At 54.6% G+C, this 16,215-nt stretch carries 15 protein-coding genes; 3 read left to right on the top strand and 12 right to left on the bottom strand.

What is annotated here, in order from left to right; genetic code table 11:
- The first annotated feature begins 598 nt into the window (after positions 1 to 598).
- On the top strand, positions 599 to 1,654 hold the full coding sequence (locus tag C3Z11_RS16050; protein ID WP_106478931.1) for a 3-deoxy-7-phosphoheptulonate synthase: 1,056 nt from the start codon (positions 599 to 601) through the stop codon (positions 1,652 to 1,654).
- Between the two features lie 145 nt (positions 1,655 to 1,799).
- Positions 1,800 to 3,944: a PhoX family protein gene (locus tag C3Z11_RS16045; RefSeq protein WP_106478930.1), complete on the top strand. Its 2,145-nt coding sequence runs from the start codon at positions 1,800 to 1,802 to the stop codon at positions 3,942 to 3,944.
- Positions 3,945 to 4,036: 92 nt separating this feature from the next.
- Here the strand turns inward: C3Z11_RS16045 and ppk1 are convergent, their stop codons facing one another.
- On the bottom strand, positions 4,037 to 6,316 hold the full coding sequence (ppk1, locus tag C3Z11_RS16040) for a polyphosphate kinase 1 (RefSeq protein WP_106478929.1): 2,280 nt from the start codon (positions 6,314 to 6,316) through the stop codon (positions 4,037 to 4,039).
- Between the two features lie 176 nt (positions 6,317 to 6,492).
- Positions 6,493 to 7,506 carry a porphobilinogen synthase gene (hemB, locus tag C3Z11_RS16035; RefSeq protein WP_106478928.1) on the bottom strand — a complete coding sequence of 338 codons (1,014 nt, stop codon included), beginning with the start codon at positions 7,504 to 7,506 and terminating at the stop codon, positions 6,493 to 6,495.
- Positions 7,507 to 7,768: 262 nt separating this feature from the next.
- Here hemB and elbB point away from each other — a divergent pair, with 262 nt between their 5' ends.
- The gene (elbB, locus tag C3Z11_RS16030; protein ID WP_106478927.1) at positions 7,769 to 8,431 is read left to right on the top strand and encodes an isoprenoid biosynthesis glyoxalase ElbB; all 663 of its coding nucleotides are present in this window, start codon (positions 7,769 to 7,771) and stop codon (positions 8,429 to 8,431) included.
- Between the two features lie 9 nt (positions 8,432 to 8,440).
- Here the strand turns inward: elbB and tatC are convergent, their stop codons facing one another.
- The 10 genes from tatC to hslV all read right to left on the bottom strand — a co-directional run bounded on the left by tatC (position 8,441) and on the right by hslV (position 16,085).
- Positions 8,441 to 9,217 carry a twin-arginine translocase subunit TatC gene (tatC, locus tag C3Z11_RS16025; protein ID WP_106478926.1) on the bottom strand — a complete coding sequence of 259 codons (777 nt, stop codon included), beginning with the start codon at positions 9,215 to 9,217 and terminating at the stop codon, positions 8,441 to 8,443.
- Positions 9,214 to 9,720: a Sec-independent protein translocase protein TatB gene (tatB, locus tag C3Z11_RS16020; protein ID WP_106478925.1), complete on the bottom strand. Its 507-nt coding sequence runs from the start codon at positions 9,718 to 9,720 to the stop codon at positions 9,214 to 9,216. The genes tatC and tatB overlap by 4 nt, the downstream gene beginning before the upstream one ends.
- An 8-nt stretch (positions 9,721 to 9,728) precedes the next feature.
- Positions 9,729 to 9,989, bottom strand: coding sequence for a Sec-independent protein translocase subunit TatA (gene tatA, locus C3Z11_RS16015; RefSeq protein ID WP_106478924.1), 261 nt, complete (start codon positions 9,987 to 9,989; stop codon positions 9,729 to 9,731).
- A gap of 59 nt (positions 9,990 to 10,048) precedes the next feature.
- Positions 10,049 to 10,387 (bottom strand): phosphoribosyl-ATP diphosphatase, encoded by a 339-nt coding sequence (locus C3Z11_RS16010; protein ID WP_106478923.1) that lies wholly within the window; start codon positions 10,385 to 10,387, stop codon positions 10,049 to 10,051.
- Positions 10,388 to 10,512: 125 nt separating this feature from the next.
- Entirely contained in the window at positions 10,513 to 12,123 is a 1,611-nt protein-coding gene (gene ubiB / locus C3Z11_RS16005; RefSeq protein ID WP_106479101.1) for a ubiquinone biosynthesis regulatory protein kinase UbiB, read from the bottom strand.
- A 14-nt stretch (positions 12,124 to 12,137) separates the two neighbouring features.
- Complete coding sequence (locus C3Z11_RS16000) at positions 12,138 to 12,776, bottom strand: ubiquinone biosynthesis accessory factor UbiJ (RefSeq protein WP_106478922.1); 639 nt, start codon at positions 12,774 to 12,776, stop codon at positions 12,138 to 12,140.
- Positions 12,777 to 13,523 carry a bifunctional demethylmenaquinone methyltransferase/2-methoxy-6-polyprenyl-1,4-benzoquinol methylase UbiE gene (ubiE, locus tag C3Z11_RS15995; protein ID WP_106478921.1) on the bottom strand — a complete coding sequence of 249 codons (747 nt, stop codon included), beginning with the start codon at positions 13,521 to 13,523 and terminating at the stop codon, positions 12,777 to 12,779.
- A 171-nt stretch (positions 13,524 to 13,694) separates the two neighbouring features.
- On the bottom strand, positions 13,695 to 14,078 hold the full coding sequence (locus C3Z11_RS15990; RefSeq protein ID WP_106478920.1) for a gamma-butyrobetaine hydroxylase-like domain-containing protein: 384 nt from the start codon (positions 14,076 to 14,078) through the stop codon (positions 13,695 to 13,697).
- A gap of 155 nt (positions 14,079 to 14,233) precedes the next feature.
- Positions 14,234 to 15,559 carry an ATP-dependent protease ATPase subunit HslU gene (hslU, locus tag C3Z11_RS15985; RefSeq protein WP_106478919.1) on the bottom strand — a complete coding sequence of 442 codons (1,326 nt, stop codon included), beginning with the start codon at positions 15,557 to 15,559 and terminating at the stop codon, positions 14,234 to 14,236.
- 4 nt (positions 15,560 to 15,563) lie between these two features.
- Positions 15,564 to 16,085 carry an ATP-dependent protease subunit HslV gene (gene hslV, locus C3Z11_RS15980; protein WP_106478918.1) on the bottom strand — a complete coding sequence of 174 codons (522 nt, stop codon included), beginning with the start codon at positions 16,083 to 16,085 and terminating at the stop codon, positions 15,564 to 15,566.
- Positions 16,086 to 16,215 lie beyond the last annotated feature (130 nt).

Below are 16,215 nucleotides of genomic sequence, written 5' to 3'. Positions count from 1 at the left end.
AATCAGCTCTAGCAATGCCAAAGGCCTCATTTGAGGCCTTTGGCATTCTGGTTATAGGCACTGTGTATATGACTGTTGCAAGCCGACTTCGCATATCATGGCTAAATGATACTTGCGAAATTTTTCAGCCTAGGTAGATTAAGGGCAATATACAGGAGCCCTTACATGGTCATGACATACGCTTTAAAGCCTGTTTCGTTAGTTGCCACTCATGGCAATGACGATGTGGCGCGTGCGTATTACGGCTATTGGTATTGGTTTAGTGAAAGGCACGCCTGAGCTTCATCAAGGCGTGCCCCTCTAGACGGGCTGCCTCCTTTCATGAAACCCCTGGTCGGCAGCCCGACCGGGGGTTTTGCGTTTCAGCAGGACGCGTTCAACAAATGCGACTTTAACGACTAAGGGAATGGAAATGATCACTTTATATGCTTACCGTACCTACGTTTACCCAACCTGGCGATTTAGCGTTAGCCGACCGGCTCAGTGTGCCGCCTCCGGTCGGGTAGGTTCTGGTGGCCAGTCATCGCAACGAACACGAAGTTTGATTCGCTGACAGCCGCTTGATCACGGCCGTCAGCGCTTAGTCAGGAAGTTATCCATGAATAGCATAAGCGCTCCTTCTTCTCTCATCCGTACCAACGTCGTTTCCCGTGCGCGTATCTTGCCGACGCCGTTTGAACTCAAGCAAAGCCTGCCGCTCTCCAGCATCTTAGCCTCGCGTATCGAGACTCAGCGTGAGGAGATTCGCGCTATTCTCGATGGTCGTGACGACCGACTGATCGTTGTTGTTGGGCCCTGCTCAATCCATGATTCGGCTGCGGCGCTTGACTATGCCGAGCGTCTCAAGCAACTGGCGGACAACGTCTCTGATCGGCTACTACTGGTGATGCGCGTTTATGTCGAAAAACCGCGCACGACGGTCGGCTGGAAGGGGCTCGCCTATGATCCGTACCTTGATGGTAGCGACGATATGGCGACAGGGCTACGCATCGCTCGCAAGCTGATGCATGATGTCGCGGAGCTCGGCCTGCCTGTTGCTACCGAGCTACTGCAGCCGATGGCGGCGAATTATTTTGACGATCTCATCGCCTGGGCGGCGATTGGTGCACGTACTACTGAATCGCAGATCCACCGCGAATTAATCAGCGGTCTGAAGGCACCGGCAGGTTTCAAGAATGGTACGGATGGCGGCATCGATGTAGTGCTGCAAGCTATCGAGTCGGCGGCGAGTGGCCATCGTCATTTCGGCATGGACGAGCATGGCCGTCCAGCACTAATCGAGACGGAAGGAAATGCACATACTCATCTCGTGCTGCGTGGCGGTCATCAAGGCCCCAACTTTACGCATGAGTATGTCACCCATGCGCGTTTGCAACTTGAGAAGTCCGGCATCGTGCCGAGCATCATGGTCGACTGCAGCCATGCCAATAGCAACAAGGACCCGCGTCGTCAGCCCGAAGTGCTATTCGATGTGCTTGAGCAGCGTCTGGCGGGTGAGACCGCGCTGACTGGCGTCATGATCGAAAGTCATCTTTTCGAAGGGCGTCAGTCAATTAATGAGCACATGCGCTACGGCGTCTCCGTGACCGATGCCTGCCTGGGGTGGGATACCACGGCGCATCTGCTGGAGCGCGCTGCCGAACGGCTGCGCTGAACTGAATGCTCGGGGCAAGAGCCCCGAGCGTAGCTGTACGCAGCGGAGCTTTAACCAAGTTGTCATCAAGTCGTCTTATAGTCATCTCAGCAGCACGGCATTGCCGCGGTCCATGAATGACGAATTGATCTTGATGAGAGCGATCATGAGTAAAGAAATCGAAGACCCGCGTATTAATAACCGTAGCGGTAACGAGCCATTTGATTCCATTCTGGACAAGTATTTGTCACGACGTCGCGTCATGCAGGGTGGACTCGGCTTGGCAGCGGCCACTGTATTTGGTGGCTTTGGTCTTGGGGACGCGATCCGCAAGGCCAACGCCGCCACCGTATCTGGGACTTCGCCACTAACGCTGGGTTTTTCATCTGTTCCTGGCTCGATGACCGATGCGGTAGTCGTGCCCGAGGGCTATACCGCTCAAGTACTGGTGCCTTGGGGCATGGCGTTAAGTGGTGATCGTGACTGGTCGGCTGATCTCAAGATGACGCCGGACTATCAAGCTAACGCGATGGGCATGCACCATGACGGGATGTACCACTTTCCGCTTGCCGATACCGATGAGTCGCGTGATTTCCTGCTAGTGGTCAACCACGAGTATATCGATCAAAGTGCGCTGTGGGCGCCCAAGGGTGGGCCGACCAATGCCGACTCTGAAGCACGACCTGGCGATGAGGTGCGCACCGAGATCAATGCTCACGGCGTGGCAGTGGTGCGTATCCGTCGCACCACCGATGGCAAATGGGAAGCTGTCCGCGGTGATCGCCATAACCGTCGTTTTACTAGCGCGTCGCCGATGGATATCGCTGGCCCGGTACGCGGTTCGGCCCATGTAGTGACAGCTTATTCGCAAGACGGCACTGAAACCCGCGGCACTAACAATAATTGCGCGTGTGGTTACACGCCCTGGGGTACTTATCTGACCTGCGAAGAGAATTGGCCGGAAGTATTTATCAACACTGCCGAATTGGCTGCCGATCAGAAACGCCTTGGTATGCCAACCGACCGTGGCCGCTACGGTTGGGAAACTGCCGAGGGCGGTAAAAACGGTGAATTTGCTCGCTTCGACAATACTCCACGCGGTAGCGATGCGCGCCAGGACTATCGCAACGAAGCGCGTACCTTCGGCTACGTCGTTGAGATTGATCCTTATAATCCGGACAGCCGTGCGGTCAAGCGCACCGCGCTGGGCCGCTTCCGTCACGAGGGCTGCTGGCCGGGTAAGGTTGTCGCCGGCGAGCCGGTCGTTTTCTACACTGGCCATGATTCCCGCAACGAATATATCTACAAGTTTGTCTCGCGCGCGCTGTGGGACCCGGCTGATGCTAACCGCCCCGGCGACGGGCGCAGCCGTCTCGACATTGGTGCCAAGTACATGAACGAAGGCACGCTCTATGCGGCCAAGTTCAATGCCGATGGCAGCGGCGAATGGCTACCGCTCAGCACCGATACGAAGATTCCTGGCCAGGACCGTACCTTGGGCGACGTCTTCGGCGATCAGGCGGGTATCATCATTAATACCTGTGACGCTGCTGATCTGATGGGAGCAACGCCGATGGATCGCCCGGAGTGGGGTACCGTCGATCCGCACTCTGGCGAGGTGTACATGTCGCTGACCAACAATAGCAAGCGCAGCGAGGAAGATAGCGCAGCGACCTATACCGAGGGCGGTGATGATATCGAGGCATTGGGGGCTGGCTATGCCACAGCACCTACCAATGCTGCCAATCCGCGTGCCAACAATACCTATGGCCACGTTATTCGCTGGCGCGAGCACAATGGTCAACACAATCGCTTTGATTGGACTATCTTCGTGTTCGGCAGCGCGGCGTCTGAAGGGAAAGATGTCAATCTCTCCGGACTGACTGCTGACAATCAGTTCGCTAGCCCCGACGGGCTATGGTTTGATGCTCGGGATAATGGTCAGGGCATCTTGTGGATCGAGACCGATAATGGCCTCGACGGTGGGCGCAAAAATGCCGTCGCAGAGCAGACCAACGATCAAGTGCTGGCGGTAGTGCCTGCGGCATTGAGTGGAAGTGAAAACGGCTCGGTGGTAGGCCCTGAGGGTCAGAGCCAGCTCAAGCGCTTCGCGGTCGGTCCCAACGAGTGTGAGGTTACCGGTATCTTCGCCACGCCAGACAAGACGGCGCTGTTCATTAATCTGCAGCACCCAGGTAACTGGCCGGCCGAGAACAGCGATGATGCTACGCAAGCGCCTACCGGCAAGGTGCGTCCTCGTGCCTCGACGGTAGTTATTCAGAAGCGCGATGGTGGGCAGATCGGTATCTGATTGCTCAGGTTCATGCGTTAACATCATGAAGCCCTTTCCATTTGGAAAGGGCTTCATTCGTTAGGTGCAAGGACTGTTAAGCGGAGAAAACTTCAGGTTTGAGCGGCGTAAGCATAGAGCAGCGTTTCTTGCGCGCTAATTGCCGGCTCGCCTTCGCTGGGCACGCGCTTTTCGTAACGGCCGTCGCTTGTCAGCTCCCAGCTTTGGCAGTTGTCGAGCAGGTAGGTGTCGAGATCCTTGCGGATGCGCTGAGCAAGTTTCTTCTCAAGAATCGGAAAGCAGGTTTCGACGCGGTGGAACATGTTGCGTTCCATGAAATCAGCGCTGGCACACCAGGCTTCATTTTTGCCGCCATTGCGGAAGTAAAAAACGCGAGTGTGTTCCAGAAAGCGAGCGACAATCGAACGGACATGGATATTATCGGATACTCCGGGCACGCCCGGGCGTAGACAGCACATGCCGCGAATGATCAGATCGCAGCGTACACCCGCTTGAGACGCGCGATAGAGCGCGCGAATTAGCTTGGGTTCGGTCAGCGAGTTGCACTTGATGATGATATGTCCTTTACGTCCGTGCTTGGCATGGTCGAGTTCTCGTTCAATCATCATCATGAGCCGGTCATGTAGCGTAAACGGCGCATGCAGCAAGTATTCTGTTTTCCGTAACTGCCCCATGCCGGAAAGCTGCTGAAAGACTTGGTAGACATCTTCGCATAGCGTCTCATTCGCCGTAAAAAGGCTGTAGTCGGTATAAAGCTTGGCCGTCTTGGCATGGTAGTTACCAGTGCCAAGATGAGCGTAATGACGGATTAGTCCCGACTCCCGGCGTACGATGTGCAATAACTTGGCATGCGTTTTGTACGCCATGACGCCATAGATGACATTGGCTCCCGCTTCTTGCAGACGTGAGGCGAGTTGCAGGTTATCCGCTTCATCAAATCGTGCTCGCAACTCGATGACCACTGTGACTTCCTTACCGTTACGTGCAGCCTCAACCAAGGCATGAACCACGCCGGAATCCGCGCCGGTGCGGTAAAGCGTCTGCTTGATGGCCAGTACGTTTGCGTCTCGGGCGGCTTCGGTCAGTAAGTTTTCAACTGAAGAGAACGACTGGAAGGGGTGATGGAGCAGAATGTCGCCCTGTCGGATAACATCAAAAAGGCTATCGTGACCGCTGCGCAGCGCCTTGGGAAGACCAGGCATGAATGGCTGGTAAAGAAGATCAGTGCGGCCTGAGTCACCAATCATGGGCATCAAGCGGCTCAAATTGACCGGCCCATCAACAAAATAGAGATCTTGCTTGTCGAGTTTAAATTGACTCAACAGGAAATCGCTGAGATGGGGGGGGCAATTGCTCACGATTTCAAGACGAACGCCATCGCCGTAACGCCGGGCCAAAAGTTCACCCTTGAGCGCTGAGGCAAGGTCGGAAACGTCCTCAGTGTCTACAGACAGATCGGCATTCCGTGTAAGACGAAATTGATAGCATCCTTTAATTGTCATGCCCGGAAAGAGTTCCTCAGCATGGGCATGTATCAGGGAGGACAGAAAAACAAACTCATCGCACCCTGGTCGGCCGACAGAATCCGGCAAGCGGATCAGCCGTGGCAGCGAGCGCGGGGCGGGTAAAATCGCCAGGCCTCCCTCTCGTCCAAAGACATCCTTGCCTTCCAGTTCGACGATAAAGTTCAAGCTCTTGTTAACAAGACGTGGAAACGGATGCGAAGGATCGAGCCCGATCGGGCTGATAACCGGCATGATTTCTTCTTCGAAATAGGTATGAGCCCACTTGCGCTGATCTTTGGTCCATTGATCGCGGCGCAGGAAATGAATGCCTTGCTGGGCAAGTTCGGGAATTAATACTTCATTGAGTACTCGATACTGCCGCTCAATCTGCTCATGAACGAGGCGGGATATTTCATTGAAGAGCTGAGAGGGACGTAGCCCGTCAATCCCACCTTCTTCATGATGAAGAGCAATGCGGTGTTTAAGCCCGGCAACGCGGATCTCGAAGAACTCGTCGAGATTGGATGAGAAAATTAAGAGAAACATCAGCCGGTTGAGCAGCGGATGGGAGGGGTCCAAGGCCTGTTCAAGTACCCGAATGTGAAACTGCAGCGTCGAAAGCTCACGGTTAAAGTAGAGACTGGGCGCTTCCAGGTCAGTTTCAGGAGAAGGCGTTGGTTTAGCGCGAATCCCCGTGCGGGTACGGTTTACGCGTAGTGCAGCATTGTCGCTGCTGGAGGTCTCGTTGACGTCATCAACGTTATCAGTAACAGCCTCTTCGTGTGGGGCAATGTCCGAATCGCTATCCTTTTTTTTGTCGGTATGAGCATGTTGATTATCCTGCGTATTCGTATCCTTGCTGTCCATTGCCATCCTCACCGTTGATTCTACATTTGGCGATATACGTTACGGCTTAAGTTTGACGGTACTGTGACAAACGGTGTTTATGGAAATAATAAAGCCCAATCAGCATAGTCCGGTATGCCGGGCGCGTGCATAAAAAAACGCCCCATTAACAATGGGGCGTTCTTTTATGCAGTGGCTTAACGCTTAGCGGTAAGCATTTGTGCAGCACGCTTGGCAAAGTAGGTGAGGATGCCATCAGCGCCGGCACGCTTGAAGCAGGCCAGAGACTCAAGAACGATACTGTCCTCATCAAGCCAGCCATTCTGAAAGGCAGCCATATGCATCGCATACTCGCCACTGACCTGATAGACGAAAGTGGGCACGCGCAGTTCCTGCTTGACGCGGTAAAGTACGTCGAGATAGGGCATGCCAGGCTTTATCATCACGGCATCTGCACCTTCGGCGATGTCCATCGACACTTCATGAAGCGCTTCTTCGCTATTGGCCGGATCCATCTGATAGGTAGACTTATCCGCCTTGCCCAGATTGGCTGTTGAGCCTACCGCGTCACGAAATGGGCCGTAATAGCGTGAGGCGTACTTGGCGGAATAGGCCATAATCTTTGTGTTGTGCAGCTGTTCGCCTTCGAGCACGTCACGGATAGCCTTGATACGGCCGTCCATCATGTCTGATGGCGCGAGGAAATCAGCGCCGGCCTCGGCATGCGATAATGCCTGCTTGATCAGCGTTTCAACGGTACGATCGTTAAGAACATACCCATGCTCGTCGAGAATGCCGTCCTGGCCATGGACAGTATAAGGATCGAGCGCCACATCGGTAATGATCCCTAGCTCGGGGTAGGCTTCCTTTACCGCACGAACGGTACGCTGAACCAGTCCGGAAGCGTTGTAGGCCTCCTCAGCGAATTCTGTCTTGAGCGAAGCATCAATGACGGGAAACAGAGCGATAGCCGGAATGCCGAGGGCTACCAGCTCACCCGCTTCCTTCACCAGCAGGTCGATCGATAAACGCTCGACACCCGGCATGGAGGGAACGGCTTCACGACGATTTTCGCCTTCATGTACAAAGACCGGCAGGATGAGATCATCGACGGTCAGCGTCGATTCCCGCATCATTCGTCTGGAAAAATCATCCTTACGCATACGGCGCAGACGTGTATCAGGAAACTGGCGTGAGGTTAAAAAGGACACGGAATGACTCCACTTCCTAGGGATTAAATACCAAGGCTGCTAACTATTCATCCATAATATAGCAACTGTTGTCGCTATGAAATGTGTTGGTTTGTCGCGTCTGTAAAATTGCTCTGATAAAAAAGTGCTGAGCCTACATGTTGTGCTGCTGGTATGTGATGCGGCTATCGGGGCATTGGTATTAATATTCAGCAACGATATAAACCTTAGGCTTTTTTAGCCTATCTAATGTTGTTTTACGCGTGTTTATCAAGGATTACCCATGAAAAAAAAAGTAGCGGTCATTCTGTCCGGGTGTGGTTTTCAGGACGGTGCAGAGATCTACGAGACTACATTGACCCTGCTACGTCTCGATCAGCTCAATATTGCTTATCGCTGCTTCGCGCCTGATATCGACCAACATCATGTGATCAATCACCTGACAGGCGACGTTGCCGAAGGTGAAACACGCAATGTACTGGTGGAATCGGCACGTCTGGCCCGTGGCGAAATCGATGCACTTGATACCCTCGACCCCGAGCAGTTCTCTGCTGTTATCCTGCCTGGAGGCTTCGGTGCGGCAAAGAATCTTTGCGATTTCGCGCTCAAGGGAGCTGAAATGACCATCCTTGATACATTAGTCGAGAAGGTTCAAGGCTTTTATGCAGACAAGAAACCAATTGGTCTGATGTGCATCGCCCCGGTCATGGTGCCGCACATGATCGATGCTGGAATCCCTGTCACCATCGGGCAAGATGCAAGTATTTCCGGTGCAGTCAGTGCCATGGGCGGATTGCACAAGAGCTGTACTGTGAGTGAAGTGGTTATCGACCGTGAACATAAGGTAGTTACTACACCCGCTTATATGCTGGCCGGACGCATCAGTGAAGCAGCATTCGGCATTTTCAAGCTGGTCGATAAGATCGATGAAATGATGGCGAGCTGACCTCGCCGCTCAGGGCGCGGCGGCGTTGTCGTCGTCGCGTCCGCCGCGCTGATGCTTGACCAAGCGTCCGAACAGGATGCCCACTTCGAACAACAGCCACATGGGAACTGCCAGCAAGCTCTGTGAGATGACATCTGGCGGGGTCAGCATCATGCCGACGATAAAACAGCCAATGATCACATAGCCGCGTTTGGATGATAAATCCTTCACCGTGGTCGCGCCGGTCAGGATCAACAAAAATGTTGCGATCGGAATTTCGAAAGCGACACCAAATGCGAGAAACAGCTTCAATACAAACGACAGGTAAGCATTGATATCAGTCATTACCTGTACGCCGGCTGGTCCTGCCGTGGTGAAGAACTGAAACAACAGGGGAAACACCACGTAATAGGCAAAGGCGGCCCCCCCATAAAACAGCAGGATACTCGAAGCCAGCAAGGGGAGGGCGAGCTTCTTTTCATGGGCATAAAGCCCTGGCGCAATGAAGGCCCAGGCCTGATAGAGCACGAAGGGAATCGCGGCAAACAGCGCGACAAACAACGTGAGCTTGAAAGGTGCCAGAAATGGAGATGTCACTTCGGTCGCGATCATTTGCGAGCCGGGCGGCAGCAACTCCATCAGCGGTTGAGCGACAAAGGAGTAAATCTGGTTAGAAAACGCATAGAGCGCTGCAAAAACGACGACTACGACGACAACCGCACGCAGTAAACGGGAGCGGAGCTCGATCAAGTGCTCAAGCAGCGGTGTCTGCGGTTGCTTTTCGCTGGGATCCTGCGTGTCGCTCATCTTGCCTGGGTGTCCTTGTCGGCATTGTCCGAATAAGACGTTTTCACGGGGGGCGCATTGTAGTCATCAAGTGCATCTCCCTCGGGCGAGGGCGGATAGTCAATGCTCGGCATGGGCGGCTCTTCAGCGTTAACTTCGCTTGTGTCTTCGTTCTTTGCCGTCGAAGCAATGGGAACGGAGGGAGAAGCAACGGACGTTGAAGAGGTCTTTTTCACGTCTTCTGTCGAGCGTGGCTTTTGAGGCCGTTCCCCAAGACTTTCCACTTCGTCGCGTGCGCGTGACAGTCCGTCATCAAGCCGCTTCTGCTGCTCACTCAATTTGCGACGCAGCTCTTCCGCCTCGAGCTGAGAAGTGATTTCCTGCTGAACATTAGCCACAGTGCGCTTGATCTTACCCAGCCATAGCCCGGCTGTCCGGGCTGCGGTAGGTAGTCGTTCAGGGCCGAGCACGATCAAGGCGATCACACCGATGACCAGCAGTTCGGAAAAGCTGACATCGAACATTGCAGAGGTTACTTCCTGGTGTCGTCTTTGTCGGTAACGGTGTCACGCTTCTCGGCGCGGGCCTCGAAGGTTTCGCCACTTTCATCCTTGCCGACCTGACGTGCCTGGGTGTTATCGCCTTTCTTGTCATCATCGTCGATGGCCTGTTTAAAGCCTTTGACGGCACCGCCAAGATCGCTGCCCAAGTTACGGATCTTCTTGGTGCCGAAGATCAGGATAATGATGCCGAGTACAATCAGAAGCTGCCAGATACTAATGCCACCTAACATGGTCACTCTCCGTGAGCTAAAAAGAGATGGGTAGATGAGACGCGTATGTCATGACAATATCATGACAATGTGCGCGAAGCTTTTTCTTCCAGGCCCGACATGCCGAAGCGCCGTGCCAACTCATCCAGCACATCATGATGGTCAATATCGAGATGGGACAGCATAACCATTGAGTGAAACCAAAGGTCCGCTGTCTCTGCAACCAGAGCCTGGCGTTCATCATGAGCACCGCTCTGAGCGTCCTTGGCGGCAAGAATCGTTTCTGTCGCTTCTTCACCGACCTTCTCGAGAATCTTGTTCAAACCGCGCTGATGCAGACTGGCTACATAGGAGCTGTCGGGATCGCCATGCCTACGTGTCGCCAGTACGTCAGCGAGTTGTTGCAGAGTATCGCTCATGAAAGTTTACTGTCCTGGCACGCTATCAAGCGTTCAAAGGTGCATGATGAATGAGGCTATCCTCAGCGTGGAGGATGTATCGATAGGCCTAGTGTACGCCGAGGTGCTTTGCTTGCGCCATAGCCCTAACGCCATATAACTAGCCCTATGCCGATGGCGGCGGCAACCAGAACACTCCAGTGCTGCTGCACTGCCCAGCCGTACAGAGGCCCCCAGGCCAGCGCAAGGGTGACAATGACAAGACCGATGCGTAGCCGTCGGGTGCTTTTACGCAAATCATTTAGTGTGCTCTGCACCGCGACAAGTGTCTCACTCTGTTCATGACGGCGCTTACGATCGATTTCGACCTGTGCCAGCGCCTGATGAGCGAGCACAGGTAATTCCGGCATGCGGTGAGCAAGATCGGGCGCTTGTTGCTTAAGTGATTTCCAGAAGCCAACCGGCCCGGAGCGCTCTTTCATCCAGCGCTCAAGATAGGGCCGCGCCGTATGCCATAGGTCAAGGTCGGGATACAGCGTACGTCCCAGGCCTTCGATATTGAGCAGTGTTTTCTGCAGTAGCACGAGCTGAGGTTGCACTTCCATATTGAAGCGCTGGGCCGTCTGAAACAGACCCATAAGCACTTGGCCGAAGGAGATATCCTTCAGTGGCTTTTCCAGAATGGGCTCACATACGGCACGAATCGCGGCAGCAAATTCGTTGGCTCGGGTCTTTTCTCCGACCCAGCCCGATTCGATATGCAGCATGGCAACTTCATAATAATCCTGCCGGAAGAAGGCGAGAATATTGCGCGCGAGATAGTCCTGATCTTCTCGTGTCAGGCTGCCCACAATGCCGCAGTCAATGGCAATGTAGCGTGGGTCGTTGGGATGCTCAGGCGAGACGAAGATGTTGCCTGGGTGCATGTCAGCGTGGAAAAAATTATCACGAAATACCTGAGTGAAGAAAATTTCCACGCCGCGCTCGGCCAGCTTTTTAAGATCGACGCCGTGCTCAACCAATGATTCGATATCGGCAACCGGAATCCCGGAGATACGCTCCTGTACCATGACGCGTTTACGCGTTAGCGGCCAGTAGATGGTAGGCACATACAGCAGCGGCGAGTTCTTGAAGTTTCGCTTGAGTTGCGAGGTGTTGGCGGCTTCCTTTTGAAGATCGAGTTCATCAAAGAGCGTGGCCTGGTAATCGGTCACCACCTCGATAGGGCGAAGGCGCTTGGCTTCTGGCCATATCAGCAGCAACAATCTTGCAAACATGTACAGCAGTTGGATATCACTGCGCATGATCCGGTCAATTCCTGGCCGGATAATCTTGACCACAACTTCTTCGCCGGAATGTAGCCGCGCGGCATGAACCTGCGCAATTGACGCCGAGGCAAGCGGGTCGGTTTCGAACATCTCGAACAGTTTATCGACATCAGCGCCGAGTTCCGCCTCGACCGTGGCGCGGGCGACATCGCTAGGAAATGGTGGCACCTGATCCTGCAAACGGCGCAACTCGATGGCGATATCGGGTGGCATCAGATCGCGTCGTGTTGACAACATCTGGCCGAACTTGATGAAGATCGGGCCGAGTGACTCAAGCGCTAGACGCAGGCGCTCGCCTCTAGAGCGTGGGCCCTTGGGAAACAAGTGAAGCGGTGAAAGGCGCATTACTAGGCGCGCCAGTGCGGGAAGACGCTCAACCGGTACCAGTGAATCGAGACGGTAACGCGCTATTGTCCAGCCAATACGCATGAGACGCCAAAGCTTCACGAGTGCTCCTTGTGCTCAAGCTGTCGATTCAAGCGTGCCAATCGCGCCTCGAGTCGGTCGGCGGCAATTTCCAGCTCGGTCAGATGTTCCCGGGCAATTTCCAACTGCGTGCGACCAGCGAGCAGACGCCCTTCTTCAAGGGCGTACTCACATAAATCCTGTTCGAACTCGCGCAGCGAGCGAACGCCGAAGCGACCGACATGACGAAGTCCCGTCGCCAGGGTATGCGCCGGTATGTCACCAAACCATTCTGCCAGGGCGCCTTCCCAATCGATGTCGAGATCCATGAACAAGTCACGGGCCTCAACAAGAATGGAAATACGACCGCGAACGGCCAGCTTACCTTCAAACATCAACGTTTCGATGTTGGCGCCGCCCAGTACTGAACCCAGCGTATCGGCATCGACTTCGACCACTACATCAGCATCGTTGTCACTGGCGCCTGGAAGACGTGACAAGGCTACGCCGCCATGATGAAAAACAATCAGAGCTTCGAAAGGTGGGCCTTCCAGGCGCAACAGTAAACGATGACCCGCTAGCTGAGCCAGCCGGGAGGGTGCTGCCGGATCACGAGCAAGCAGGCGATTAATCACCTGCTCGACGCAGGAAAGTAGAACGGGGGTAAACAACGACATCTAGAATTTAATTCCACGATGCAGGGCGACGACGCCACCCGTCATGTTGGTGTATTCGACACGTTCCAGACCTGCCGCTTCCATCATGCCCTTGAGGGTATTTTGATCAGGATGCATACGAATCGACTCGGCTAGATAGCGATATGACTCGGCGTCATTAGCGACCCATTTGCCCATCCGCGGCAGCACATGAAATGAATACTGATCATACACGGTCGACAGCACAGGATTGATGGGCTTGGAAAATTCCAGCACAAGCAGGCGGCCGCCTGGCTTTAGTACACGGGCCATTGAGCGCAGTGCCATGTCCTTGTCGGTGACATTGCGCAGACCAAAGGCAATGGTGATGCAATCGAAGGTGTTGTCGGGAAACGGCAGGCTTTCGGCGTTGGCCTGAACGTATTCGACATTGCCACCCACACCATGATCGATCAGCTTGTCACGGCCAACGTTAAGCATCGAGGCGTTGATATCGGCCAGTACTACGCGCCCGGTTTTGCCTACGCGTGAGGCGAACTTTGCGGTCAGATCGCCCGTGCCGCCGGCAATGTCCAGTACCTTGTGGCCACGGCGGACGCCTGAGCGTTCAAGCGTGATGTACTTCCAGTAGCGATGAATGCCCATCGACATCAAATCATTCATCACATCATAGCGAGCGGCAACGGAATGGAAGACGTCGGCAACGCGCCCGGCCTTTTCATCAACGGGGACTTCCTGATAGCCGAAATGAGTGGTGCGCTTCTCCATGCTCTTCTCTTCCCCTTGCCTGCTTTATCACCTGAATGGGTTACCCGTCCGTTTTCAACGGCGTCGCGCGAGGCGCTCTCTCAATCGATGTTGATGCGTTCCTGCGCGAAAGGCATTGTAGCGCTCGCGTGCGGCTTTGTCTGCGCGCTTCGCCGTATCAGCAGACAAGCATCATAGCTGTTTGACGGGAATGCCCAGCGGCTCGCGTGAAGCGCCGGCATCTTCCATCTGCCGCAGATAATCGGCCCACCAAGCTTCGCGGTGGCAGGCGAGGTCATAAAGGTATTCGTAGGTGTATAACCCGCTATCATGACCGTCGTCGAAGTGCAGCTTTAGAGCATAGTTGCCGGTCGGGGTAATATCGATAAGGCCCACAAACTTTTTACCCATCTGCAGGGTGGCCTGCTCGGGACTATGGCCCCGTACTTCGGCAGAGGGAGAATAGACGCGTAACAGCTCGGCGGACAGGCGATAACGTTCGCCATCGGCATAGACCAGTTCGAGCTCACGGTCACGCTTATGGTAGTGCACATTCTCAGGAATCGGCGCGCTCATATTGGCCTCCAACGATGTAATCCTCCGGTAATGCACTGCCTATAGGCGGCAAGGCAGTACAACACGGCATGTAAAAAGCATTGTAAACAAGAACGGCGCTTTGCAAAGCGCCGTTCTTGCCTATCGTAAGCTGCTATATCCGTTAGGGATACGGCTTACAGGATGTAGTGCGATAGATCTTCGTCACGGGCCAGTTCGCCCAGCCGGGCATTGACGTAGTCGGCATCGATCTTCACTGGGCCTTCCATGTCACCACCGGCATAGAGCGCTTCTTCTAGCAGACGCTCCATAACGGTATGCAGACGCCGCGCACCGATATTTTCCGTGCCTTCATTAACCTGGAAGGCGATCTCGGCGATGCGTTCAATACCCTCATCGGTAAACTCGATCTCCAACCCTTCAGCCGCCAGTAGGGCCTGGTACTGACGCGTCAAGGCAGCGGAAGGCTCGGTCAGAATGCGCTTGAAATCTTCCGGTGTCAGAGCAGAAAGCTCTACGCGGATCGGCAGACGACCTTGCAGCTCAGGGATCAGATCCGACGGCTTGGCCAGATGGAAGGCGCCCGAGGCGATGAAAAGAATGTGATCAGTATGCACCATGCCGTATTTGGTCGAGACGGTCGAACCCTCGATCAAAGGCAGCAGGTCACGCTGAACCCCTTCACGTGACACATCGGTGCCACTGGTTTCACTGCGCTTGGCGACCTTATCGATTTCATCGATGAAAACGATGCCGTTTTGCTCTACCGCTTCGATAGCGCGATGCTTGAGGTCATCATCATTGACCAGCTTGGAAGCTTCTTCCTCACGCACAATCTTGAGTGCTTCCTTGACACTGAGGCGACGCAATTCTTTCTTCTGCTTGCCCATGTTGGAAAACAGGCTTTGCAGCTGGCTGGTCATCTCCTCCATGCCTGGCGGGGTCATGATGTCGATCCCCTGGCTGGCGGGCGTCACCTCGATGTCGATTTCCTTGTCATCAAGCTGGCCTTCGCGCAACTTCTTGCGGAAGGTTTGACGCGTGGCACTATCGCGGTTGGCGCCACTGTCGTATTCACTGCCGCGTGCGGGAGGAAGCAGAGCGTCGAGGATGCGCTCTTCGGCGGCATCTGCGGCCTTGCTCTGCACCTGTTCCTTGGCCTGTTCACGGACCAGCTTCATGGCCGATTCGACCAAATCGCGAATAATCGACTCGACATCGCGGCCCACATAGCCGACTTCGGTGAATTTAGTCGCTTCAATCTTGATGAATGGTGCACCCGCCAGCTTGGCCAGGCGGCGAGCAATTTCGGTTTTACCGACACCGGTCGGCCCGATCATCAAAATATTCTTGGGTGTTACTTCAGCACGCAGGCTCTCGTCGAGTTGCATCCGACGCCAGCGATTGCGAAGTGCGATAGCCACGGCCCGTTTAGCGTCGGCCTGGCCGACAATATATTGATCGAGCGCGTGAACGATTTCGCGGGGAGTCATCTGAGACATAGGATCAATCCAACGCTTCGAGCGTGATGTTGTGGTTGGTGAATACGCAGATATCAGCGGCGATATTCAGACTCTTTTCAGTGATGTCACGGGCCGACAGCTCGGTATTTTCAAGCAGGGCGCGGGCAGCCGCATTGGCATAGTGCCCGCCGGAGCCGATGGTAATGATGCCGTGTTCGGGCTCAAGGACATCGCCGGTGCCGGTAATGATCAGTGAGGTATTCTTGTCGGCAACGGCAAGCATGGCCTCAAGGCGGCGCAGTGCACGGTCGGTACGCCATTCCTTGGCTAGTTCTACAGCCGCTTTGGTGAGATGGCCCTGATATTTTTCAAGCTGGGCCTCGAAATGTTCAAACAGGGTAAAGGCATCGGCCGTACCGCCGGCAAAACCGGCCAGTACCTGACCGCGATGAAAACGCCGTACCTTGCTGGCATTGCCCTTCATTACCGTATTGCCAAGCGATACCTGACCATCGCCGGCGAGGGCAACCTGCTCTCCGCGACGCACGGATACGATCGTGGTCATTCAATCCACTCCAGTAAAAGGTGCTGCATGCACCCGGTGACTTTGACGCATCGGACGAATAACGCCTTCGTCCGCTTCGCTGCTGGAAACTTGGAAAAGAAAATGCGGGCGATGACACCTGAAATCAAGG

The sequence above is a fragment of the Phytohalomonas tamaricis genome, assembly GCF_003012345.1.
Classification (GTDB): Bacteria; Pseudomonadota; Gammaproteobacteria; order Pseudomonadales; family Halomonadaceae; genus Phytohalomonas; species Phytohalomonas tamaricis.
This window is presented reverse-complemented; position numbering and strand designations above follow the sequence as displayed.